The 24973-nt window shown below is 40.1% G+C and carries 19 protein-coding genes; 18 read left to right on the top strand and 1 reads right to left on the bottom strand.

Going from position 1 to position 24973, the window contains the following annotated elements:
• Positions 1-15: 15 nt before the first annotated feature.
• Positions 16-2268 (bottom strand): polysaccharide biosynthesis tyrosine autokinase, encoded by a 2253-nt coding sequence (locus RMY31_RS34240; RefSeq protein ID WP_322658601.1) that lies wholly within the window; start codon positions 2266-2268, stop codon positions 16-18.
• Positions 2269-3570: 1302 nt separating this feature from the next.
• On the opposite strand from RMY31_RS34240, the gene RMY31_RS34235 reads away from it, so the two are divergent.
• From RMY31_RS34235 to RMY31_RS34150, 18 genes are all read left to right on the top strand, one after another.
• The gene (locus RMY31_RS34235; protein WP_322658602.1) at positions 3571-4926 is read left to right on the top strand and encodes a glycosyltransferase family 4 protein; all 1356 of its coding nucleotides are present in this window, start codon (positions 3571-3573) and stop codon (positions 4924-4926) included.
• 1387 nt (positions 4927-6313) lie between these two features.
• Complete coding sequence (locus RMY31_RS34230) at positions 6314-6742, top strand: hypothetical protein (RefSeq protein WP_322658603.1); 429 nt, start codon at positions 6314-6316, stop codon at positions 6740-6742.
• A gap of 35 nt (positions 6743-6777) precedes the next feature.
• Entirely contained in the window at positions 6778-7623 is an 846-nt protein-coding gene (locus RMY31_RS34225; RefSeq protein ID WP_322658604.1) for an ABC transporter permease, read from the top strand.
• Between the two features lie 16 nt (positions 7624-7639).
• On the top strand, positions 7640-8926 hold the full coding sequence (locus RMY31_RS34220; protein WP_322658606.1) for a polysaccharide ABC transporter ATP-binding protein: 1287 nt from the start codon (positions 7640-7642) through the stop codon (positions 8924-8926).
• 30 nt (positions 8927-8956) lie between these two features.
• Positions 8957-9469, top strand: coding sequence for an acyltransferase (locus RMY31_RS34215; RefSeq protein WP_322658608.1), 513 nt, complete (start codon positions 8957-8959; stop codon positions 9467-9469).
• A gap of 230 nt (positions 9470-9699) precedes the next feature.
• On the top strand, positions 9700-10320 hold the full coding sequence (locus RMY31_RS34210) for a hypothetical protein (RefSeq protein ID WP_322658609.1): 621 nt from the start codon (positions 9700-9702) through the stop codon (positions 10318-10320).
• Positions 10321-10462: 142 nt separating this feature from the next.
• Positions 10463-11500, top strand: coding sequence for a Gfo/Idh/MocA family oxidoreductase (locus tag RMY31_RS34205; protein WP_322658683.1), 1038 nt, complete (start codon positions 10463-10465; stop codon positions 11498-11500).
• Positions 11497-12606, top strand: coding sequence for a DegT/DnrJ/EryC1/StrS family aminotransferase (locus RMY31_RS34200; RefSeq protein ID WP_322658610.1), 1110 nt, complete (start codon positions 11497-11499; stop codon positions 12604-12606). Before RMY31_RS34205 ends, RMY31_RS34200 begins: the two co-directional genes overlap by 4 nt.
• Positions 12606-13613: a hypothetical protein gene (locus RMY31_RS34195; RefSeq protein WP_322658611.1), complete on the top strand. Its 1008-nt coding sequence runs from the start codon at positions 12606-12608 to the stop codon at positions 13611-13613. Before RMY31_RS34200 ends, RMY31_RS34195 begins: the two co-directional genes overlap by 1 nt.
• A gap of 13 nt (positions 13614-13626) precedes the next feature.
• On the top strand, positions 13627-14598 hold the full coding sequence (locus tag RMY31_RS34190) for a methionyl-tRNA formyltransferase (RefSeq protein ID WP_322658612.1): 972 nt from the start codon (positions 13627-13629) through the stop codon (positions 14596-14598).
• Positions 14588-15562, top strand: a complete 975-nt coding sequence (locus tag RMY31_RS34185; RefSeq protein WP_322658613.1) for an NAD-dependent epimerase/dehydratase family protein — start codon at positions 14588-14590, stop codon at positions 15560-15562. Before RMY31_RS34190 ends, RMY31_RS34185 begins: the two co-directional genes overlap by 11 nt.
• Positions 15555-16757, top strand: a complete 1203-nt coding sequence (locus RMY31_RS34180; RefSeq protein ID WP_322658615.1) for a DegT/DnrJ/EryC1/StrS family aminotransferase — start codon at positions 15555-15557, stop codon at positions 16755-16757. Before RMY31_RS34185 ends, RMY31_RS34180 begins: the two co-directional genes overlap by 8 nt.
• 46 nt (positions 16758-16803) lie before the next feature.
• Positions 16804-19173, top strand: a complete 2370-nt coding sequence (locus RMY31_RS34175; protein WP_322658616.1) for a glycosyltransferase — start codon at positions 16804-16806, stop codon at positions 19171-19173.
• 76 nt (positions 19174-19249) lie between these two features.
• On the top strand, positions 19250-20269 hold the full coding sequence (locus RMY31_RS34170) for a glycosyltransferase family 2 protein (protein WP_322658617.1): 1020 nt from the start codon (positions 19250-19252) through the stop codon (positions 20267-20269).
• A 15-nt stretch (positions 20270-20284) separates the two neighbouring features.
• Positions 20285-21475 (top strand): glycosyltransferase, encoded by a 1191-nt coding sequence (locus tag RMY31_RS34165; protein ID WP_322658618.1) that lies wholly within the window; start codon positions 20285-20287, stop codon positions 21473-21475.
• 18 nt (positions 21476-21493) lie between these two features.
• On the top strand, positions 21494-22624 hold the full coding sequence (locus tag RMY31_RS34160) for a glycosyltransferase (RefSeq protein ID WP_322658619.1): 1131 nt from the start codon (positions 21494-21496) through the stop codon (positions 22622-22624).
• A gap of 39 nt (positions 22625-22663) precedes the next feature.
• The gene (locus RMY31_RS34155; RefSeq protein WP_322658621.1) at positions 22664-23800 is read left to right on the top strand and encodes a glycosyltransferase family 4 protein; all 1137 of its coding nucleotides are present in this window, start codon (positions 22664-22666) and stop codon (positions 23798-23800) included.
• Positions 23801-23821: 21 nt separating this feature from the next.
• Positions 23822-24952, top strand: coding sequence for a glycosyltransferase (locus RMY31_RS34150; RefSeq protein ID WP_322658622.1), 1131 nt, complete (start codon positions 23822-23824; stop codon positions 24950-24952).
• Positions 24953-24973 lie beyond the last annotated feature (21 nt).

The following is a 24973-nucleotide window of genomic DNA, read 5'->3' as shown; positions in this document are numbered from 1 at the left end:
ACAGCCTTCCGTTTTCTAATAACTGTTGAAGTTGCTCTTCTGGCCGTTACCAACCATACCTAAGATATTCAACCGTGAAATTTTTAGGTTATCTAAAGCTCTATCCAGTACCGAAGCATCTGTTTTGTCCATTTTTACCACCATTAAAATCCCATCGGTGTGGGGTGCTAGTAAGGTAGCATCAGCTAGCCCATTTAAGTGGGGAGCATCATAAATTACTAAGTCAAAAGCGTTATGGAACTCTGCCATCAGTCGCTTCATCCTGTCAGACGAAAGTAACTGTGTGGGATCTGGTGGTATTGGCCCAGCGGTGATTGTAGATAATTTGCTCATAGAAGGTAGTTGCCTAATCACTTCTCCTATCGGCAAGTTTGTAGAAATTAAATTACTCAATCCCCACAGGTTATTTAATCCTGATAGAGTATGAATCATTGGTTGGCGAAGATTGGCATCTACAAGTAGTACTCGTTGCCCCATTACTGTAGCTATTTGAGCTAGATGAAAAGCAACTGTAGATTTCCCATCACCAGGCATAGCTGAACTAACAATCATAGAGTTAATCTGTCGCTCAGTACGGAGCAGTTGAATATTCGCATAAAGTACTCGTAAAGCCTCTAAAAACTGAGTGGAATAGTTGCTGTAATCTTGCTCAGATACAATAGTAGACTTAGTAATACTCTCAGTTAAGTGATTTGGAACTTTTGCAAGGGGAGTTTCTTGGGCAAAGGTGCGTTCTTGATGCCTGCGAACTTGCTTTTCCCATTGATTATTTACTAACAAAGACTGTTGACCCTTTTCTTTCAAGGTATTGAGGTTAATACGGTTTTGATGTTTTTGAGTTTGCTTTTCAAATGGAATATTTCCTAATAATGGTAATTTAACCTTATCCTTCAGGGCAGAGGCGCTATGGTAGGTATTGTCCAGCTTTTCTAAGAGTAAAGCAACGCCAATTCCTAAGAGGATACTGGCGATTAATCCTAATATAAAGTTGCGTTTGAGATCCGAAGCCGCAACGGGATATTCCGGCTTAGTCGGTGCTTTCAGTAACTGCCAACCGAGTTCTGTCTGAGATATCTGAATACTTAGGGTTTCGCGGGTAGAGAGAAAACGATTTAAACTTTCAGTTGCAATCTGTAATTTGCCCTGTAATTCAGTATATTTTCGTGCTAAGATTGGCCACTGCTTACGTTTTAGCTCAAGTGCCTGTTCTGTTTTAGCAAGTTCTCGGCTCTGCACCTCTAGAGTCCGAACTTGATTCACTAATTCTGCAAGTTTTGTGTCTAAAACGCGCTGTGCCTCCTGAAGCACTAAAGGTTTAAGACTTTCCTTTTTTTCCTTCAATGATTGAAGAGTTGGGTTGTCATCTTGGAAGCGGGTTGACTCAGTAGCAATCTGAACGTCTAATTGTCGCACCTGAGCAATTAACTGCTGATATAAAGCAGAGCTATTCAGTGCTGCCAACTGTCCGTTTTTTCCCTGGAGGATAGCAAGATTAGCACGAGCTTGCGCTAACTCTCGGTCAATTCCTTGTCGTTGTTCGGTCAAAGCCCTAACTTGATTAACAACTAGGTCAACCTGGGTTTCTGGATTAATAAAGTCGTAATTTTGCCGAAACGTTTGTAGTTCTTTTTGTAGCCGATCGACACGATTCTGTGCAAATGGCAGTTGGTTTTCAACAAACTGAATCCCTTGACGCAACTTGGTCTGCCTTTTTTCTTGGCTGTATTCTAAGTATTCTTTAGCAATTCGGTCTAATACGACTTTAACTTGATTTGGATCGTTACTTCGATAGCTAACTTCTATAATCTTGGTCTCCTCTAGCCGATTAATATTCAGAGATGCTAGCAAAGAATCATAGTCAATTTCTGGATATAAGATTTGTAACTGCCTAATAACACTTCCCATGAGTTCAGGACTCTTGAGAACCTGAATTTGACTTTCGTAATCGAGAGTAGACTTGCTTAAGCTAGGGTCTTTGACAATATCCACCATCTTGGTGTCATCATTAACGGGTTCTACTAATAGCCGAAAATTACCTTCATATTCTGGTTGCTTTTGGTTAAATGCCAAATTTATAATAACTGTTGCCATTACAGCCATAGCTACACCCGCAACGACTAGCGCTCGTCGTCGTAAAACACTCAGAAAATCTTGCAAACTCCAATCATCGCCTTGTCCTTCAGACCACGGAACAGGTTGAGTTTGAGGAAATGCAGAGACATTATGACTGCGATCGGAATTAGAGGGTGGAAAAGAATAATCATCCATCGTTTATTAATATTTTGTAATACTACTGACAAAATTTGTATATGCGAATTGCATGGATGCACATTAGCTTAACAGTTTTTAAAAGCTTAGGTCAGGTAGCCGAAAATAATAGGCTGTGTGTAAATTATAAAAAAGTAGATTAACTAAGTAGTTCCCGTAGATGCGCTTCATAGGGTTTGCCGGTTACCGTATTTATTCCGTGAAACCGTAGGGTAAGTGTTCTCGTTGATGCGTTCCGTACAACTTATGGTACTCCTTTTCCTAGGTCGCCGCTAGCGCGAACGGAGAACCTAAAGGGTAAGCCATAATCAGCTAGGGTAGAGTAGGGTTTATTGGTAAACATCATTGAGTTAATTACCCTTTACATTTGTCGATCAAAAGCCTCTAAATGTCTAGAATAAGCGGCTAATTATTTGTATTAATATTTTGCTTTGCTTCAGGGGATAAATGCTTAATAACTAGCTAAATAGGAAATTTAAAGAGTATACAGGCGTAACATGTGAAGGTTGTCTATCTTGCTGATGAACTCTATCTCAGGATATTCAAGTATTATTCTTGTCAAGAAACAAAATTTGTACTAAACTCACTAGAAATATGGACTATTAGTTGTTATTAGTAATAATTATATATAAGGAAAGATACAGAGTAAAATATCAATTTTATAAAGATTTTGTTTAAAAAAAAACTAGCAACATAAATTTTTGATGAAGTATAAGGGTTAAATTTGAAACATGGTATTCTAGGATTCAAAATAACATGTAGTAAGAAATTTAGGGAATAATACTCTAGGCATAAATTACATGTACTCAATAACGATAAAGCAAAAATAAGGTGAAAACACAGCAAATACAATCACATAACCGTAAAGTCCGAATTTTTCAACTGATAGTCAGTATTATTGCGAAATAGTGGTTGTTACCATTGAAGTAACTCTTTGGACATAAAGTAAAGTTCCCTAGAAGCCTGTTGAACAGTTTGCTGTAGGGAAAGCTGTATCCCCTAGCAGTAACTGTACGTAGCTAGTTGTCAGACTTCGTTTTCCTCCTCGTTGTGTTCCATGTCTAAAAGAGTTGCATCTACCAGATTCAGCAAGTAAACCATTTGGTCTTAATCAAGCTGTGTTACCAGGAAAGCTGGGATACACAAGCAAGCCAGAAGAAATGCTTGTATAGCAGTTGTTAAATACATTGAGCCTGGAGCAAATTGAAAATTTCGATCCATATCAGGCAGGTGTTTTGTGCCAATTAATTGTTCAATTGTAATTTCAATAAAATTTCTAAATTCTAAAGTAGGACACAGCCGATGAGACTTAATCAATGGATTAATGGAAAATTGTTGCAATCCATTTCTACTCGGTTAGAAGATAAAAATGAGCATTCTAATTCTATAAGAACTCAGCAATCAATCAAATTATCCGTAGTCACTCAGTTTTTTCCTCCAGACTATGCTGCCACGGGACAGTTGATTGAGGAACTCGTAAAACAGTTAGGGCAGCAAGGTGTGGACGTTGAAGTATTCACTAGTCAGCCTGGATATGCGTTTCAATCTCATACAGCTCCCGCAGTTGAACGAAAGGACAGAATCCGAATTCAGCGATCGCGTACTGCCCAACTCTGGCCAGGGAGAATTCGGGGTAAAGCTGTCAATGGCGTTTTATACACCTTGCGTGCAGCACTTTATCTACTCAGAGCTTGGCGTCGCAATAACGTATTGTTATTGACTACAGCTCCTCCATTTTTGCCGATTATCGGGTATCTGGCTTATTTATTATTCCGCTTACCTTATGTATGCATCCTTTATGACCTTTATCCAGATATCGCGATCGCGTTGGGAGTAGTGTCGAAGCGTAGTTGGCTGGTGCGAATGTGGCGTGCGCTCAACAAACAAGTTTGGCTAAACGCTAAAGGGATTGTGGTTCTTAGCCCAGGAATGAAACAAAGGGTAGTAGAGAACTGTCCGCAGATAGCCGATAAGATTTCTGTGATTCACAGTTGGGCTAACCCCGATCTGATTGTGCCAATTACTAAGCAAGAAAATTGGTTTGCCTGGAAGCATAATTTGGTGAACACATTCACCGTACTTTATTCTGGCAATATGGGTCGCTGTCACGACATTGAAACCATGCTGGAAGCTGCCAAGGAACTGCAAGACGAGCCGATTCAATTTGTGTGTATTGGCAGTGGAGCAAAACGCGATGAATTAATTCAGGAAGTAAAACGATTGGGGTTGAACAATTTCACGTTTCTCCCATATCAAGACAAGCAGGTACTGCCTTATTCCCTGACAGCTTGTGATTTGTCATTAGTAAGTGTTGATGCATCTACAGAGAGTTTAGTTGTTCCTAGCAAGCTGTACTCAGCTTTCGCCACTGGAAGACCAGTAGCGGTGGTATGTTCGCCATATTCATACCTAAAGCAACTAATTGCAGAAGCTGATTGTGGTGCTACGTTTGATAATGGAGACAGTCATGGTCTGGCTCAATTTATTCGCTTACTCAGTCGCGATCCCCAACTAGCAGAACGGATGGGTAAGGCAGGCCGTAAGTATATGCGATCGCATTTCACACCTAAAGTTATTTCTCAACAATACCTTGATGTATTGCAGCAAGCAGTGTTGTCTCAAGAGATAATAACTATGTCTGAAAGCCCTACTAAATAAGCTTTTGGTACATTTAATTTTTACAGTATAGCGATCGCGTTGCGCTTTTAATTTGCCCTTCGGGTTCGGCAGTCCCCCAGACGCTCGATGACTCGCTAACGCTGCGCTAACGACGGTAACCGCCAAGACGGGGGCTGCCTCACCTCCTGCCTTGCTGTTGTGCATTTGATAGTGTACAACAGCTTAACAGTAAGTAGTTCTTCGAGCTAAGTTTCGTTGAAAACCAACTTGGTAAAATCGGAATTACGGAGTTGCCTATTTTTAGAAAGGCAAGAATTTAAAGCTGTTTGTGCCCTTCCAAACTTTTTCCAAGGGTAGTCTATGTAAAATGTAGAGGAAGCATTTACTCATATTAATAGTAGTTTTAATTACTTTTTGAAGTTTGGTAATATTTTTCTCTACTGTAATCAAATACAAATTAACCAAAACAGAAGAATTCTTTTTCCTAGGAACATTTAGTTTTGTATTTGAATCTACGCCTTTAGCTTTATACCAATTCACTTGAATCCTACCTCAGTTGCTAAAGGTCAGAGCCTTAGGGTTTCCAAGCTCGCAGGGTTGGGGTAAGACCCTCCAACGTACTTTACTTCCCTACCTCTGTAATCTTTAAAGAAAAACAGTATCGCTAGGGAGGGTAAAAATGCTGGCCCAATGTTCAATAAAACTTTATCTTGAGTGTCTGAAATTTATATTTGTTTAATAAATATCAATTAGTAGTCCTTAGATATAAAATACTCAGAAAAATAGCTCAAATGTATATACAGAGAGACTTTGACATCTATTTGCCTAATTTATTGATATATCTGGGTTTCAGGCGTTTTTGGGTATTTGGTGTATTTTACTTGCCCTGCACGGGTTTGAAGCTTATTTTTTCTCAAAAAATGTTTAAGTCTTGTTAGCAGAAGAAATTTATATAATCTACAGTAGTTGGAATCAACTGATTTAAATTTTTTGTAAAACTATTTTATTGTGCTTCATAAAATTTTGAAATACAGTACAAAAATTATTTTACATTTAAACCTTCTATTAATTTTGTATAAAAAAATAAAATACTGTCAAAACATGTTATAATTTCAGTACATACAAGGAGGAAAAAGTAACAACTTATTCAAAATTAGAATATCTTATACATAGATTCAATAAATTAACTTTTGTTAAATATCTGAATTCTCCAGAAAAAAAGTTTGTACTATCGCCAGAAATTTAATTTCTACTTCTAGAAAATTTGTCAATAAACCAAGCTGATAAATAAAGATATTAATTTAATTTCTGTAGCTTAATAATTAACTGTAAGTTTTCGGAGTTGGGCTTCGATGGTCATTTCGATCTCAGTCCCTCCAACGTAACCTTCCTTGTTTTATCTGTTTTATTTATATGGGAGGTCGAATTGCAGAGAAGGTGCGATCGCAATCGGAAACGCTCAAAACGACGGGCTATCTACTGCCCAGTTCATGGCTGCTATCTAGATAGCGTCAGTCAGAAATATCAGATATTTGCCGATCGACCAAGTCAGTTACAGCAACGGGGTATGAGTCGGCAGAATGCATCAATGCTAATAGCAAACAAAACCGCAGTGCCAATAGAAGGCGAGTGGTTAGAAGCTTTCTGGTGTGAATATTGTCAGCAAAAGAATTGGTATTACGTTCGTAAGGCTGATGGAGGCACTTATGAACTGTCATTAGCACCACAAGAACTGTGGCAGCAGGTAACAGGAGTAATAGATCCTCAAGGCAACCCTTCTGTCAGCGAATTTACTCGCAGACATGCAAGACTGGTTAGCTTTCAGGGTATGAAAGATTTCCAGTTCGTAGTTTAAACATTAAAGACAATAGTCTTCAATTAATTAATAGTATGAGTAGTCAAGGTATGCCGTCTGAGCAGGTGTTGGTGATTGAAGCTGGGCGTGCTGAGCGCCAGTATTGGCAAGACCTGTGGCGCTATCGGGAACTGTTTTATTTTCTAGCTTGGCGGGATATTTTAGTGCGCTACAAGCAAACATTCATTGGCATAGCTTGGGCACTGATCCGACCATTTTTGACTATGGTAGTGTTCAGCGTGGTCTTTGGAAAGTTGGCAGGATTACCTGCACCCACTGGAGTACCCTATCCAATTCTGGTGTTTGCTGCCATGTTACCTTGGCAGTTTTTTTCCAGCGCCTTAAGTGAGTGCAGTAATAGTCTAATTAGTAATTCAAATCTAATTTCCAAGGTCTACTTCCCACGTCTGATTGTGCCCATCAGTGCTGTGATTGTCAGCTTTGTAGATTTTATGGTTTCTGGCATGATTCTGCTGGGATTGATGGCTTGGTATAACTTTGTGCCTGATTGGCGGATACTGACGCTGCCATTATTTATTGGTATCGCCTTTGCCGCTTCTATGGGAGTAGGGCTGTGGCTGGCAGCGTTAAATGTGGAATACCGTGACTTTCGTTATATTGTGCCATTTATTGTGCAGTTCGGATTATACATATCACCAGTAGGATTTAGTAGCGACGTTGTGCCAGAGGAGTGGCGTTTGCTCTATTCTATAAACCCAATGGTGGGCGTAATTGATGGCTTTCGTTGGGCTATTTTGGGTGGTGAGTCAAAAATTTACTGGTCAGGATTCACACTATCTCTAGGATTAGTTGTAATCTTGCTGGTAAGCGGTATCTGGTACTTCCGCAAAATGGAACGGACTTTTGCTGACATAATTTAGGCTGGATCTAGAATAGATGTCTAATAGTGTAATTCAAGTCGAAAATCTGGGTAAAAAATATATCATTGCTCACCAGCAAGACGATTCAAGTCGTTATCGCTATAAAGCTCTACGGGATGTGCTTGCTAATGGAGTCATGTCTCTGAGTAAGAAATTTACTCAGCCTACTGGCAAAAAAATATCCAATTCCTCTCGCGAGGAATTTTGGGCATTGAATGATGTATCTTTTGAGATTAAACAAGGCGAAGCCATAGGTATAATTGGACGTAATGGCGCAGGCAAATCGACACTATTAAAAGTATTGAGTCGAATTACTGAACCTACAAAAGGACAAATTGTCATCAAGGGGCGGGTAGCAAGCTTATTAGAAGTAGGTACAGGCTTTCACCCAGAACTAACCGGGCGAGAGAATATATACCTCAACGGTTCAGTATTGGGAATGAGTAGATTTGAGATTAAGAAAAAGTTTGATGAAATTGTTGCCTTTGCAGAAATCGAGAAATTTTTAGATACTCCAGTTAAGCGTTATTCTTCTGGAATGTATGTACGCCTTGCTTTTGCCGTAGCAGCTCACTTAGAGCCAGAAATTTTAATTGTGGATGAAGTTTTAGCAGTGGGGGATTCTGCATTTCAAAAGAAGTGCTTGGGGAAAATGGAGGATGTAGCTACGAAAGAAGGGCGGACAGTATTGTTCGTCAGTCATACTATGCAAGCTATTGCCCAACTTACCAAGCGTTGCATACTCCTTTCTAAGGGTAACATTCAGTTTGATGGTGATACCGTCAAAGCCGTACAGTTATATATGGCTGGACAAAAAACCTCTAATAAACAAGCAGCTTACTATGAAGCTCCTTTGAACAAAGCAGGCAACTATGTAGCCTGGGCGCGAGTATATCCCTCTCAGGGAGACGGTATTCACTCTTGGGGAGAACCGATTACTTTCGAGTTTGCACTACATGTCACTAAACCGCATGAAAGTTTGTGGTTCTCTTTTCAGGTAGTAAACGAGCTTCGACAAGCTATGTGTATTTTCTGGTTCTATGACCCCCAAGCACCGTTTCGCCGAGAGTCAGGAACATTTATTCTGCGATGTGAAATACCAAAGTTTAGGCTATATATGGGTTCATATACCTTAACAACATGGTTTTCTGAGCGTCGCAGCGATTCTGTACTAGAAAACCTCACAGAGATTTGCCCGTTTGAAGTTACCATGCACAATATCGAGCGTGAAGAGTATCAATGGCAAGCTGATGAGTGTACTTATCTAGAAGATGCTGTTTGGAAAACTGTTGAAAAGTATTAATTCAGCTTTAGTTAAATAGGCAGATAAGTAATGGCAGTAAATGATGATGTCAAGTTGGGCAGCAATGTTAAAATTTTTCACCCCAATCTCGTAAACCTATATGGTTGCGTTATTGGCGATGACACGAAAATTGGAACTTTTGTAGAAATTCAAAAAAATGTCATTGTAGGGAATCTGTGTAAAATTTCATCACACAGCTTTCTGTGTGAGGGCGTGATCCTTGAAGATGAAGTGTTTATTGGTCATGGAGTCATGTTCACTAATGACCTTTATCCGCGTGCAACTAATGAAGATGGTAGTTTGAAAACAGAAGATGACTGGTATGCAGTTAAGACTCTAGTGAAGAACTGTGCATCTATTGGTAGTAACGCTACCATTCTGCCAGGTGTGACTATTGGTGAAAAAGCCATAGTTGGGGCTGGGGCGGTAGTGACTCGTGATGTTCCAGACAATGCAATTGTAGCAGGAGTACCAGCTCAAGTGGTTGGCGATGTGCGCGATCGCTGCCAAAATTCAGAAATGACAGCTAATAGTTTGAGCTAAATACTAATTAGCTGGAATTTGAACAACATAGTAAGTTAATTTTAGCCTGAGTTTTTGTCACATATGGAGCATATCTTCATAAAGAAGAATAGTCATTGAGTAATAATGTCAAGATAAATAATGCTGAATTTTCTTATTCAAATCATTACAAAAATAACAATATACATACAAGTATAAATGTACAGTCTTTGATATTCTTTAAGCAGTGAGATATTAAATGACTCCTTGCAATGTTTACAGAAACAGGCTTACTCTACCGAAACTTCATCAATTCAAAACTAGTATTTTATGTAGCTTATGTTGTTAGCTTTACGACCACTCTTGCTACTTTTAATCCATCCGAAGCTACTCAGGTTAGATACCGTAGTTCAGGTGATGTCAGTGCAATTGATGGCTTAGTAGTTGCTGGCAAAACTTATAATGTTACCTTCAAAGTTGATACTTTTGTAAACTTGTTTGGTTATCCAGATAACCCTGATTTTAAATCACCGACATTCTGGAACAATTCCCCAACAAGCACTGTAGATAGCATTATATCTCTGCTTAGTAACGAGCCATCAATTCCACAACAAATAAATAATATTTCATATGCATTGGTTCCATATCAAGGCATAAAATCTGGCGAAGAATCTTGGTATATTGCGAACAAAGTAGGTGACTATATTACAAATTGGTCTAATGCGAGAGGAGAGAGTAAAGATACTTTTGTATTAAGTAATGAAAAAGCAAACTATGCTTTATTTACCACTGAACCATCGATGAAAGTTCCCGAACCAAACTCAGCAATAGTATGGTTTACTTTAGTCCTAGGACTGAAACATTTTAAGAATAGATTTTTGAAAGTCAGGTAGAGGCAGATTTAATTAAATTATGAGACTTGCAACTGTTTGTACTAAATAGCAGGCAAATTGTGGTAAATCTACAAGATAACACCCTCCGTGAATAGTAGCGTTTACTAGCTTGTTAATAAAAGATTTTGATTAGTTAAAAATAATAAGAAACATGATTAATATCGGTGTAATTGGTTATGGTTACTGGGGTCCTAACCTAGTGCGGAATTTTGCTGAAATTCCAAATGCTCAAGTCACAAAGATCAGTGATTTTAAACCAGAACTTTTGGCAAAGGCGCAGGCCCGCTATCCCTCCATCCAAGTGACGACAGACTGTCAAGATATATTTGCAGATCCCAAGATTGACGCTGTGGCGATCGCTACACCAGTTTCAACTCACTTCGACTTGGCCTTGGCAGCATTGCAAGCAGGCAAGCACGTACTAGTAGAGAAACCGATGACAGCCTCTTCTGAGCAGGCAAAACGGTTAATTGAAGAAGCAGAAAAACGCAATCTAGTATTGATGGTGGATCACACCTTTGTCTATACGGGTGCTGTACGCAAAATGCACGATTTGATTGCCAGCAATCAACTAGGAGATATTTACTACTACGATTCTGTACGCGTTAATTTAGGACTTTTTCAGCATGATGTCAATGTGATCTGGGATTTAGCAGTCCATGACCTCTCAATCATGAACTATGTATTGCCATCCCAGCCTTACGCTGTTTCAGCAACAGGTATCAGCCACGTTCCTGGAGAACCTGAAAATATCGCTTACTTGACATGCTTCTTTGAAAACAACTTGATCGCTCATTTCCATGTCAACTGGTTAGCACCAGTAAAAGTCCGCCGCACCCTGATTGGTGGTAGTCAACGGATGATTGTTTATGATGACTTGGAACCCAGTGAGAAAGTTAAAATTTACGACAAAGGAATTACCGTGAATGGCAATTCTGAAAGCGTGTACCAAATGCTAATTGGTTATCGCACAGGAGATATGTGGTCGCCCAAGTTGGATATGACAGAAGCACTGCGGACAGAAGGATTGCACTTCATTGAATGCATTATGCAGGGCAAGCGCCCCATTACTGATGGGGAGGCCGGTTTACAGACAGTGAAGATTCTTGAGGCTGCTACTCAATCGATGAAGCAGCGTGGTCGATTAGTTGAACTTAATGTAGCAAAGGTAGCAGTATGATTCCATTTTTAGATTTAAAAGCTCAGTATCTGAGTATTAAAGACGAAATTGACACCGCAGTATTGAAAGTACTGGAAAGTACGCAATTTGTTTTAGGAAATGAAGTCACAGCCTTAGAAAAAGATTTTGCAGACTACTGCAATGCCGCTGATGGCATTGCCGTCAATACTGGTACCAGCGCCCTCCATTTAGCATTACTAGCAGCTGGTATCGGTGCTGGTGACGAAGTGATTACTGTACCCTTTACTTTTGTTGCCACCGCTGCAGCAATTTGTTACACCGGAGCCAAGCCTGTTTTTGTAGATATCGATCCTGTTTCATATACGATTGATGTCACTCAAATAGAAAAAGCCATCACCGAACGCACAAAAGCCATTTTGCCCGTACATTTGTATGGTCAACCAGCAGATATGGAACCGATTTTGGAGATTGCCCGTCGTCATGGTTTGACTGTAATAGAAGATGCTGCACAAGCTCACGGGGCTGAGTACAAAGGGCAAAAAGTAGGTGCTATTGGCGATATTGGCTGTTTCAGTTTCTACCCTGGCAAGAATTTAGGGGCCTATGGTGAAGGAGGCATGATAGTCACCAATAATCCCGAATATACCCATACTATGCGGATGCTGCGCGACTGGGGTCAAGAACACAAGTATCACCATGTACTCAAAGGGTATAACTACCGCATGGATGGCATCCAAGGAGCAATTTTACGGGTGAAGTTGCGGTACTTAGAAGAATGGACAGAGGCTCGGAGGGCACATGCAGCAAAGTATGACGCACTACTGAAAGACTCCAACGTGACCGTACCCATAGTTATGCCCTACAGCCGCCACGTTTACCATGTCTACGCCGTGCGATCGCCCCAACGGGATGAACTACAGCAAAAGCTCAACGTGCAGGGTATCCAAACAGGTATTCACTATCCCATTCCCGTACATCTGCAACCAGCTTATGCCGATTTAGGGTACAAGCCAGGTGATTTTCCGCACTCAGAATTAGCAGCCAGGGAAGTACTTTCACTGCCCATGTTTGCCGAACTTACACCAGCACAAATTAATATTGTTGCTGAAAGTCTGCAAAACATTGTTCTGGGAGTGACTGTTTAATGTACGATTCCCGCCCTGGTTTAAATTCCCACCGCCTCGTCAGACTGATACAGCAGGCGATTCAGCGTTGCGAACTGCAACTTGATAACTTAACTGTTCTTACAGAAGCAGCAACTGGAGCCTATGCAGTTACACCTGTCGTAGCAGCGATCGCCGGAGCAAAAAAAGTGTTTGCAATCGCTCGCAGTAGCCGTTATGGCACTCTAGAACAAGTCAAAGCTCAGACACTAGAACTAGCTGAACTAGCAGGGGTAAGCGATCGACTGGAATTTATCACCGATAAAACCCAAGATATTGTCGCCCAAGCTGACATTATCACCAACAGCGGTCACGTTCGTCCCATTAATGCACAGATGATTGCTTGGATGAAGCCCACAGCAGTCATTGGTTTAATGTACGAAGCGTGGGAGTTTAGACCAGAGGATGTGGATCTGCTAGCTTGTCGTCAAAAAGGTATCAAAGTAGCAGGTGTCAACGAACGCCATCCTGGCGTGGATGTCTTCTCATTTTTGGGAATTATGGCAACCAAGCTGTTATTAGACGCTGGGGTTTCTGTTTACACAAGTAATATTTTATTACTGTGTGACAACCCTTTTAGCTCATTCATTGAACGCGGTTTAGTAAATGCTGGTGCTAACGTAGACACTGTTGACACTATCTCAGTAGCACCTACTGATAAAACCTATGATGCAATATTGGTGGCTTTGCAACCGCGCCCAGAGCCAGTATTAACTGCTACAGATGCCGTCCTAATTGCCAAATATTGGCCAGGCACATTAGTAGCTCAGTACTGGGGAGACATCGAGCGTTCAGCTTTTGTCTCCCACCACATCCCAGTGTGCCCAGAAATAGAGCCAAAACCTGGACATATGGGGATTCTGCCTTCTGCAGTCGGCCCAGAACCGATTATCCGACTGCAAACAGGAGGGCTAAAAGCGGCGGAAGTGATTTGGCGAGAATCCTTACAGTTCAGTAAATCAGCTATGGAATTTGTGCAACTGCTGTAAACGTAGGTGGTGAATGGTTAATGTACTTCTGATCGGGATAGGTACGACTACTTGCAGCGCACTAGAATCTTTGTTATCGAAGTGCAACGTGCAAGGGGTAGTGAGAGTAGACAGTGAATCCGACGATCCCGTTTTCAGCCTTGCCCAACAAGTAGGTATCCCGATCTTTTCAGACACTTCTCAGCAACAAATTAAATCGCTACTATTAAAATTTCAGCCGGATTGCGTAGTGGTTTCTTCCTATAACCAAATACTGCCAGCGGAACTGATTGAACTGTCTAAATTTATCAATGTCCATTATTCACCCTTACCTCGTTATCGCGGTCGTGCCAATGTCAATTGGGCAATTATTAATGATGAAACAACTGCCGCGATAACTATTCATAAAATATCGCCTGGTTTAGATGAGGGGAATATCCTCTTTCAACAGCTAATTTCCATTGGTTTTGATGATACTGTAGCTACCATATATGACAAGTTAAATAAAATTCAGGGGCAACATTTAGGAGACACAGTTGTCAAAGCTGTTCGCGGTTATGAAGGCGTACCGCAAAATAATGCTGAAGCCACCTATGGCTGTACTCGCCTGCCTGAAGATGGTGAGATTAGTTGGTCAGCTGCCACTAGAAGTATAGACTGTTTTATTCGGGCATTAGTATCTCCTTTTCCAGGGGCTTATACATACTTTCAAGGGGAAAAATTACTGGTGTGGCAAGCCAAGCCTGTAGATAATCCTCCCTCTTATGTAGGACGCATTCCTGGTCGAATTATCGGTAGATCCAAAACAGAAGGTTTTGTCGATGTCCTCACGGGTGATGGCGTACTCAGAATTTTTGAAGTGCAATTTGCAGGAGCAGAAAGAACAGCAGCAGCCAATATAATTAAGTCAGTAAAAAGTACTTTAGGCTTACGCACGTCTGATTTACTAAACCGTATTCAAATTCTGGAAGAACAAATTAGCAGACTAAAAGAAAATGCAAAATAGTCGAGTATTAATTACAGGTGGTGCAGGTCTAGTTGGCTCTCATATTGCCGATTTATTGGTAAAAGAAAGAGTCTCTGAGATTGTTGTTCTGGATAACTTCACTCGCGGACAACTCAACAACCTTGCTTGGGCAAAAGAACACGGGCCTTTGGTAATTGTAGAAGGCGATATCCGCGATCGCAAACTTCTTGGGGAAGTCATGGAAGGCGTAGATATAGTCTTTCATCAGGCAGCAATCCGCATTACTCAATGTGCTGAAGAACCGCGTTTAGCATTAGAAGTTTTAGCAGATGGCACTTTTAATGTTTTGGAAGCAGCAGTGAAAGCCAATGTGAAAAAGGTAGTCGCTGCTTCATCAGCTTCAATATATGGTATGGCAGAGGATTTCCCCACCACGGAATCCCATCACCCCTATAACAACCGCACCATCTACGGTGCAGCTAAAGTTTTTAATGAAGGCTTATTACGCAGTTTCTACGATATGTATGGGCTGGACTATGTGGGATTACGCTACTTCAACGTTTACGGGCCGCGTATGGATATTTACGGTGTCTACACGGAAGTATTGATTCGCTGGATGGAGCGTATCGTCGCCGGACAGCCACCATTGATTTTTGGCGATGGCAAGCAGACAATGGACTTTGTATATATCGAAGACATTGCTAGAGCGAATATTTTGGCTGCCAAAGCTGATATCACTGATGAGGTATTTAATATTGCTAGTAGTGTGGAAAGCAGCTTGAATGACCTTGCTTATAGTTTGGCTAAGGTTATGGGGTCGGACTTGCAACCAGAATATGGCCCAGAACGCAAAGTTAACCCCGTACAGCGCCGACTTGCTGATGTAAGTAAAGCCAAGAAATTGCTAGGTTTTGAGGCAGAAGTATCTTTAGAAGAAGGGTTGCGTAGATTGGTTAGTTGGTGGCGCGAACAAAAGCTGACAAAGGAAGCAAGCAATGTCTGAGAAAATGCAATACATCCCGATCGCTAAACCCTGGATGGGCGAACCTGAAGCTGAAGCAGCCAAGCGGGCTATCATGTCTGGCTGGGTAACTCAAGGGCCAGAAGTCGCCGCCTTTGAGCAGGAATTTGCAGCTTACATAGGATCTAAATATGCTTGTGCCGTCTCCAATTGCACCACAGCATTGCATTTAGCGCTGTTAGCCGTAGGTGTACAGCCTGGGGATGAAGTGATTACAGTCAGCCACTCTTATATTGCCACCGCTAACAGCATTCGTTACTGTGGGGCAGTGCCCGTGTTTGTGGACATTGAACCGCAAACATATAATATCAACCCAGTGTTAATTGCAGATGCAATTAGCGAACGCACCCGTGCCATTCTTGTCGTTCACCAGATAGGAATGCCTTGTGACCTCAAAGCCATCTTAGAAGTTGCCCATCAGTATAATCTACCAGTAATTGAAGATGCAGCTTGTGCGATCGGCAGTGAGATTCTCTGGAATGAGCAATGGGAGAAAATCGGCAAGCCACATGGAGATATCGCTTGTTTTTCCTTCCATCCCCGTAAAATTATTAGCACCGGCGACGGTGGGATGTTGACTACAAATAATCCTGAGTGGGACAAACAGTTTCGCCTCTGGCGACAACACGGCATGAGTGTACCTGACACCGTGCGCCACGGAGCCAAACAAGTCATTTTTGAGTCATACCCAATGTTGGGCTATAACTACCGCATGACCGACATCCAAGCAGCAGTCGGACGGGAACAACTCAAACGCTTACCGGAGATTGTAGAACGCCGCCGTTATTTAGCCCAAAGATATGACGAACAGTTGGCAGATGTGCCAGGATTGAAATTACCAACAGAGCCAGCATGGGCAAGAAGTAATTGGCAAAGTTACTGTGTGCGCTTACCAGAAAAGTGCGACCAAGTGCAAGTTATGCAGGTGATGTTGGATGCTGGGATTGCTACGCGACGCGGTATTATGTGCGCTCACCGCGAAAGTGCCTACCAAATTGAAGCATGGTCTTGTGCTACTAGTCGGGAAGCTTGTAATTGTGAAGCAGGGAAGTGCGATCGCTTAGCTGAAAGCGAACAAGCACAGGATCGGGCAATTATTTTGCCACTGTTCCATCACATGACCGAACAGGAACAGGATCGCGCGATCGAGGTTTTGAAAACTAGTAGCCAGATTTAAGCGTAGTTTATTCCAAAGCATAGCAAGATTTAGTAAAGGTATTTTTATGCAGACAATTACCAAGCCAAAGCTTGTGTTTTTTCAATGGAAACATGAACGTGCCCCTGACTTTATTAAGTTGCACTTGCAACTTCATGTCAAATGCTTATCAGAGTTCTTTGATGTGATAGTCATTAATGAGGATTGTGACTATCAGCAAATTTGTGACCAGTACCAACCAGACCTAACACTTTTTGAAAGTGGTGTTAAATATATTGCTCAGAAAATTAATATAAAAAACACTTCTGCTTATCCAGAAATACCTAAGCTAGGATTTCATAACGGAGATTCGTGGTGTGATTGCCGTGCAGGTTTTCTCTCCGACATGGAACATTGGGGTATAGAAACATTCTTTTCCATTTGCACTACTACAGCTGAACATACACCAGAGATTGCCAAAAACTTATTTGTCTGGCCGAATTTTATAGATGCTGATATATATCGAGATTACAATCAGCCTAAAATTATACCAACAATGTTAACTGGCTCTACTTATTATCTATATCCCTGGCGGCAACGAATTTATAAAATTATTTCTCAGTATTATCCATCACTAACGTTCCCCCATGGTGGATATGATAAAAGTTCCACATCACGAATGATATATGGTGAACAGTATGCCCGCAGCATCAATGCTTCTTGGTTTGTACCAACATGTGGTTCAGTAGCAAAGGAGATTGTTCGTAAACATTTTGAAATACCAGGAGCTAAGTCTTGTCTTCTTACAGAAAAAACTCGTTCCCTTGAAGCTGCAGGATTCGTTGATATGGAAAATTGCGTTTTTGTTGATGAGCATGACCTATTAGATAAGCTTGACTACTTATTTCAAAATCTAGATGTTCTGGAGAGAATTACCAATGCAGGGTATCAACTAGTTCATTCTCAACACACCTTGAAACAACGAGATCAAATCTTTCAATGGTTTAATCTCCACCAAAATCTCAAACCTAATCAAAAGATTGTTCAGAAAAATCCTTTCGAGCCACTTACCATTGTAGAAAAATCATCTGGAATTGAAAATTCACATCTGATATGTAATGGATTAAGTATAGATCTGCTACGCAAAGGGGATGAAAAACTATGGAAAGGTCAATACGAAGAGGCAGAAACTTTATATCTGCGCTGCCTAAACTATACAGTCTGTATGCCCGAACCAAAATTGAGATTAGCACTTTGCAAGCTCTATCAGGGAGATGCAGCAGCAGCACAACATTGGATTGTTCAACCAATTAAATATACTCTTGAGGATTACAAAGCCATAGATCCTGAGCCAGTAGAATGGGCTTATTTCATTATTTCTCTTCTGTGTCAAGGAAAATTAAATGAAGCTAAGCACCGTGCCCAGCAATTTCCATCATTAAGTCATCCTGAACTAGATCGTACTCGTTGGGCTATTAATAGCTTGACAAATAAAGCAGATAAAGTTGATTTATCTTATCACGAACAATCTAAGTATCGCTATAGCCTTCATCCACTGCCTAAACGAGATTTTAAAGACTGGGTTGAAAATTTATGCATAATACTTAAAAAATGTAACCAACCTAATTGGGCAGAAAATTTGAGTAAGTTAGTTTATTCCGAAAGTGAAGTTTTGCATAATAATCAAAAAAAAACTTTTAGTATCAATACAAAATTTTTAATTAAAAGTCTAACGAATATTTATAGAAAGTTATTTACAAAATTACCACAACCTTGGAAACAAAAAAATAAATTACGCCCTGATTATTTAATTAAGGTTAGACGCTTTGTTTATTTTAAATTAATAATACCAAGTACTAAAGTATTACATGCTTTAGAAACTAGGTTTGGTTATTTTCTACCTTACCGTTTTTCACTCATGAAAAATGATGAATTCTTACATGATGTTCAAAAAATGGTACGCGAAGAAGATATCAAGACAGCCTTACTCATTGGAGCTGCGACTGGTGATGGAAACACCGAGGCATTTTTGACAGGAATCTGGGAAAACCAGAATAAGCCTACTGCATTCTGCATAAACACTTCAACACCTCAGTTTATTAAATTACAAAATCGCTATGCTAATGATTCTCTTGTCAAATGCTACGATATTGCTTCAAGCTCACAAGGACATTTACCTGATGCTCTAGAGAATACAATCAAAAAAATCCACCAAGACAATCAAATCAACTGTTTTGATTTAGTATTAATTGATAGTTCTGAGGTAAATACAAGTATTGAATTAGATCAAGTGTACGGAACAATGTTTATCCTACTTGATGATATTAGTACATTTGAAAATTATCAGAATCATCATAGACTAATTACAGACTCAAACTACACTCTGATTTCCCAAAATCCTTCTCTACGTAATGGATATGCAATATTTAAGAAATTAAAGCATGAAATAATTTATTAATTGGATTCTAGTTTTGTTCGAAAAATACTTTGAGCAAGCACATTTTATTTAATAACTAAAAACCGAGACATAAATTATGGAACTTACAGTAATTATTCCTATATACAATCGTGCCAAAATGCTGGCACAAGCTTTAGAATCTCTAAGACAACAAACTTACAAAGATTTTGTTGTCATTGTTTGCGATGATGCCTCAAAAGATAATCTTCAAGAGGTAGTAGACAAATTTCCAGATGTCAAGATTGAATATCACCGTTATGAAGCGAACGCAGGTCAATTTAAAAACGCTATGCGTGGTTTGGAACTGTGTCAAACTCCATTCGTAAAATATTTAGACAGTGACGATTTGCTTTTTCCAGAAGCTTTAGAGAAGCAAGTTAAAGCTCTTCAGGAAATGCCTAATGCAGCCATTTGTCTGGGAGGAATGGTATCTTTTGAAGAACTTCAAGAACAGAATAAAATTAAGGTATTTGATTATACAGAGCCTTATAGTCCTGAACCAAGAACTGAGAGACAGTGGGCAAAACTTGAAGAATATAGAGGCTCTAATCCCAGTGCTTGTATGTATCGTACAGAGTTGTTTCGTAATCTTGGAGGCTTTAACACTGGTCTTGTTGGTATAGCGGATTGGGAGATATGTGTTGCTTTGTCCTCAAAATATCTTGTTACCGCTGTTAATGAGCCTGTTTGTGCTTATCGTCTGCATACGGCTCAGATAACACAAAATTATTCTGTGAATTCTGATGCAGTATTAATCAAAGATGTATTCTGGATGACTTCAAACGCTAATCCTTATCGAGAACGATTGGGTCTTCCCTCGGCTCAACAATTTTTCATGCGGTTGGATGTATGTTGGAGAGAACTACGAATTGCTTTGGTGTCAAATCAAAAAATATTATTAATAAAAAAGTGGTGGGAGATTGTTCTTTTAAATAAGATGCTTCTGCCATTTATTTTTAATTTTCCTTGGTTTGTTTTTTTAAAGTTACTGAGAAAGCCCAAATCACCCACAGGAATATCTCATGCTTTCAATTTAGAAAAATACAAAACTTCTATTTGCTCTGTCCTATTTAATGAGAGAGCAATTAGTTTATAAAGACTAAGTAAATATATGAAACTCTGTTGGCTAATTCCTGGCGACAATAGCGGCGGAATATCTCCTGTCGCTTTGTCTTGCTGTCGGCAAGCTGCTAAAGCTGGATATGAGACAACAATACTGATGCTCACTCAACCTAGCTGGATGAGTAGTGGTGATGATTTTCGAGTATCATCTCTAGGCTTATATGGTTCTGCGCCAGAAACACCAAAAGTTCTAATGCAATGGCTAAATGAGAATCCACAGGATGTATTACTTTTTAATGCTTGTGGAGAGTTAGATGCTATTATTCCTTACTTACCTCCCAACATTAAATGTGTTTTTGTCGTCCACGACACCATACCTGGATACTGGCAAAGAGTGCTGGAAGAGGAGGATAATTTAGAGGCCATTGTCGCTGTTTCTGAAACTGTAGCAAGTAAGTTCCGAAATCGCTTAAAACAGACAACAAAACTTTCTGTGATTTACAATGGCTCTGTATTTCCAGAGCGACCAGAATTCAATGTTACACGCCCAAACGATCTAATATTTCTAGGTGGTGAGAATCCCACAAAGGGGGCATTTGATGTTCTCAAGTTATGGAAACATTTAATTAAACTAGGGTTCACTGGCAAGCTGCACTGGTTTGGTCAGGTGAAACCAGAATTTCAGTCTCGAATTAACCAATTGCCAAATTCTGAGTGTATTTATGTTTACGGCCACGTCCCACGCGATCTCATCTTTTCCACCGCTGCATCCGCAAAAGTTTTACTGATGCTGAGTCGCGTTGAACCATTTGGTATGGCAACGATTGAAGCCATGAGTATGGGTTGTGTGCCAGTGGCTTGGGATGTTGCCACTGGTACAAAAGAAATCACTACGGCAAACAAGACAGGACTGTTTGCTCCGTTAGACAACACTCAAGCCTTAGCTAAACAAGTTTTATATGCCTGTAACAACTATGAACTTTTTAGTACTGCGGTAATTGAACGTGCCCGTTCTGATTTTGATGAAGCAGTAATGTGGAAAGGCTACGAATCTCTCATCAACCATATTTCCACCTTTGGGCCAATTGAAAGGAGTAAAAAGGATCAGGAACCAAGAGTTTATCAAGCTCCTGTCTATCGGTTTCAGCTCTTACCCCCCCTTCTGCGTTCAGCAATTAGAGAATTGATTGGGCGATCGCCTGTTCTTGGCTACTGGCTGCGAGATATGCGTGGGTGGTAAATATCTTAAAAAAATACTATGGGAAAACTCAGTTTTCTATTTTTAGGCGCGAACAGTCCTTGGACTTATGGTCTAGCAGAAGCTTTGGCTCAGAAACATCCGACCCATGCTGTGCAATTTTATGATTGGCGCACTTACTATCCTCACAAACCTACTTGGTCTAAAAGAATCCCGCCATCCTTACTAAATCGGTCAATTCATGTATTGCCTAGCGGCTATGCTGGGCGATTAGAAAAGTTATTTCGATTTTACTTACAACAGTTAATCCAACACTGGTGTTGGCAACTCAAACAGAAATCAGGCGAACATCCTTGGGTCATAGCTCCTCATCCTGATTTTGCTCCTTGGGTACGCAAAATACCAAATAAGCGATTAATTTACTACAACTTTGATGACTATGTTCTTTATCGACCTAACCGTAAAACTAAGATTTTAGAGCAAGAACAGGAATTAATTGAACGCGCTAGTATTACTTTGTGTGCTTCCTACTCTCAACTGCTCACTCTTGAGGAACATCACGGTAAAAATTCCTCTAAGATTTATCATTATCCACATGGATTTGTAAACACCTACTTAAATTCCCAACCAGAAATACCCCCAGAACCAATGACTGTGGGTTATGTTGGCAACTTAGGCGATCGCTTAGATTGGCAATTGATTTACCAAGTTATCAAAGCTTGTCCCGAAATTACATTTATTTTTGTTGGTGGTTTAGACGAGCAAATCATGGTAGAACAAGGAAATTGGCAAGCAATCCGTCAGACAGTGCTAACATTAACCAATGTTAGCCATATTGGGCAAGTACCGTCTGATAAAGTTGCAGAGTACTATTGGTCTTTTGCAGTCAATTGGATTCCTTACGTAGTAGAGCATCCCTTTAATCAAGCATCCTGTCCTACCAAAATCATGGATGGTATTGCCAGTGGTCGCCCAATTCTCAGTACTGATGTCCCGGAATGTCGTTTATATCCTGAGTGGATTAGCATTTTTAATTCTGCGTCAGATGCGATCGCTCACATCCGCAAGCAATTTACCTTAGCAGAAAAGCTTGATGTCTACGAAAAAAGCCTCAAGCAACTAGAGTTCGCCCGTCAGCACACTTGGGAAATACGCGCTCAAACTCTAGAGAACTGGCTATTGCAATTTTGACACACCATTAATAATGTAATTAATAACAAAGCATTAACGATGAAAATTTTATTATTTGGTGCAATCACACCAAAGGGGGGAATTCAAACGCATATGCGTTTTCTCTCTAAAATGCTAGCGGATTCAGGAGTGAAAGTTCTTATTATTGCACCTCAATTAATTGAGGAAGAGGAGCCAAATCAAGATGGATTTGTGAAAAATGGTATTCAATTACTTTATTTAAAGTGTGATAATTCCAAAGTTTCCAAATTAAGTAAGTTCAAAGAAATAATCAAAGCAGCTAATAATTTCAAACCCGATGTTTATTACGGAATCGGCACAGGTTGGAATTTAAGCTTATTACCTTTAATATTGCCAAAACGAGTTAGAAGCATATTTCATGAAGTGATGTCGGGTATCCCCTGTGGTTGGAACGATCCCCGCTGGGGAGTAAAATGGTGCTTTGATGAGGTTGTGGGACAATCACCGACAGTGGCAAATACCTTTGTTGAGTATTTTGGCTGGCAAAAGAAGATAGCATCTCTGCCTGCAATACCAGAACCTTTAGAAATTACTGCCCGCTTACCTCAAATTAAACCCAAATCAGTTGAAATTGGCAAGGCTAAAGCAGCATTATTTAGCCGACTAGTCCCTCATAAGCGGTCTTTCTGGCTTGTGCAGCAATGGGATTTGCTCAAAGATGTGTTAAGTGAGTTGCATATCCATGGCACTGGTTTAGAAGAACCCCTAATTAGGCAGTATATAGAAGCTAATGGAATTGGCGATCGCGTCAAATGTTTTGGTCGTTATCCAGAAGGTCAAGCTTATGTAGACCTCATCAGCAGTTACGATCTGACTTTATTACCTACCCTTGGTGATGAAGGCGCACCGCTTGTACTACTAGAATCTCTAGCTTGTGGCGTTCCCTTTGTGACCTATGGTGTTGGAGGTATTGCCGATTATGGTGTAAATAATCCAAATGTAATTATTGTTCCTGCCGAACCGTGGCAGAACGAACAAGCTAAAGATGCTGCAACTACTGCAAATACAGATAACTTATTTATTAATGCCGTCAGAAAAATGCTATTCCAGTTGGCAGAAGGAGAGATTAACCAAGTAGAATTGCAAAAATATTATTTGGATAGATATTCCTACTCCGTTCTCAAGAAAGCATGGCTATCTTATCTGTGTGGTTGAATTTGAAACGGAGAAATATATATGAAAATTCTTTTTTATTTTGGTGGATTTGCTGCAATTGGAGGAATAGAGACTTTCTGCAAGAATCTTCTCTGTTATCTTCAAAATCACAACTACGATTGTCAACTGGTCTGTTGGGGACCAAACTCTTCTTTACTTCAGTCTATTGAACAAGCAAAAGTCAAAATTGTGCGTAATCCTTGGCAATGGGGTTGTCGATGGAATTTACCAGATTGGCTGCTTTTACCTCTGGGAATTAAACAAATTAAACAAAGTAATATAGTTTTATTTGGCAAACTATTACCTATCGAAATTTTAAAAACACTAAAGTCACAAATTGGTAATAGTAAAAAATTTGTTTATATTACTCCCTATCGCCCTTTAGTTCCAAATACACCTCAAGAAAAAAGCCAACTCTTAGACGCACTGAATCTATTTGATTTAATTCTAGTACAAGCATCTGCATTTACAGAGGATTTGCATCAAATTGGCTATCAAGGGCGAATCGAGGTTATCTCTTATATTCCACAGCAGCCTAGTAATCTCAAACCATTGCCATCAAACGAGCAACTAAAAATAGGCTTTCTCGGTAGACTCGTAGAAGATAAAAATATTCCTTTGTTACTAGAATCCTTTCGTTGCTTTCAAGAAAAATACTTACAAACATCTATTGCTGAGAATAATCAACAGCAAAAACCTAGTCTGCATCTATTTGGTGATGGTCATTTGCGCGAACAGCTAGAACAGCTAGCTGAAAAACTTGGTATCGCCCCTTATGTGGGATTTCACGGCAGTATTCCCAATTATGAAGTAGAAGATGCGATCGCGTCATGTCACCTATTTGCTTTTACTTCCCATACAGAAGGACAATGTTTAGCAGCTTTGGAAATTTTAGGTTGTGGTAGACCAATTGTTGCTACAGATGTGGGCGCATTACCAGATATTTTGTCTGATTCCCGTCTTGGCAAAATAGTCAAGTCTACCAATCCGAATGAATTTGCTGATAACCTGATGGAAATAGCAAAGTTAATAGAGCAACAATCAATATCACCAGAAATGATTCGTTCTGCTTATCTAGAACGATATGCTCCTGAAAATGTAGGCGATCGCTACGAAAAAATATTAAATTCTTTGTTACCCTTAAGTTCGTAATTTAATACTGTTTTTATTTAT

This window comes from Dendronalium sp. ChiSLP03b (assembly GCF_034531165.2).
GTDB classification, from domain to species: Bacteria; Cyanobacteriota; Cyanobacteriia; order Cyanobacteriales; family Nostocaceae; genus Dendronalium; species Dendronalium minutum.
This window is presented reverse-complemented; position numbering and strand designations above follow the sequence as displayed.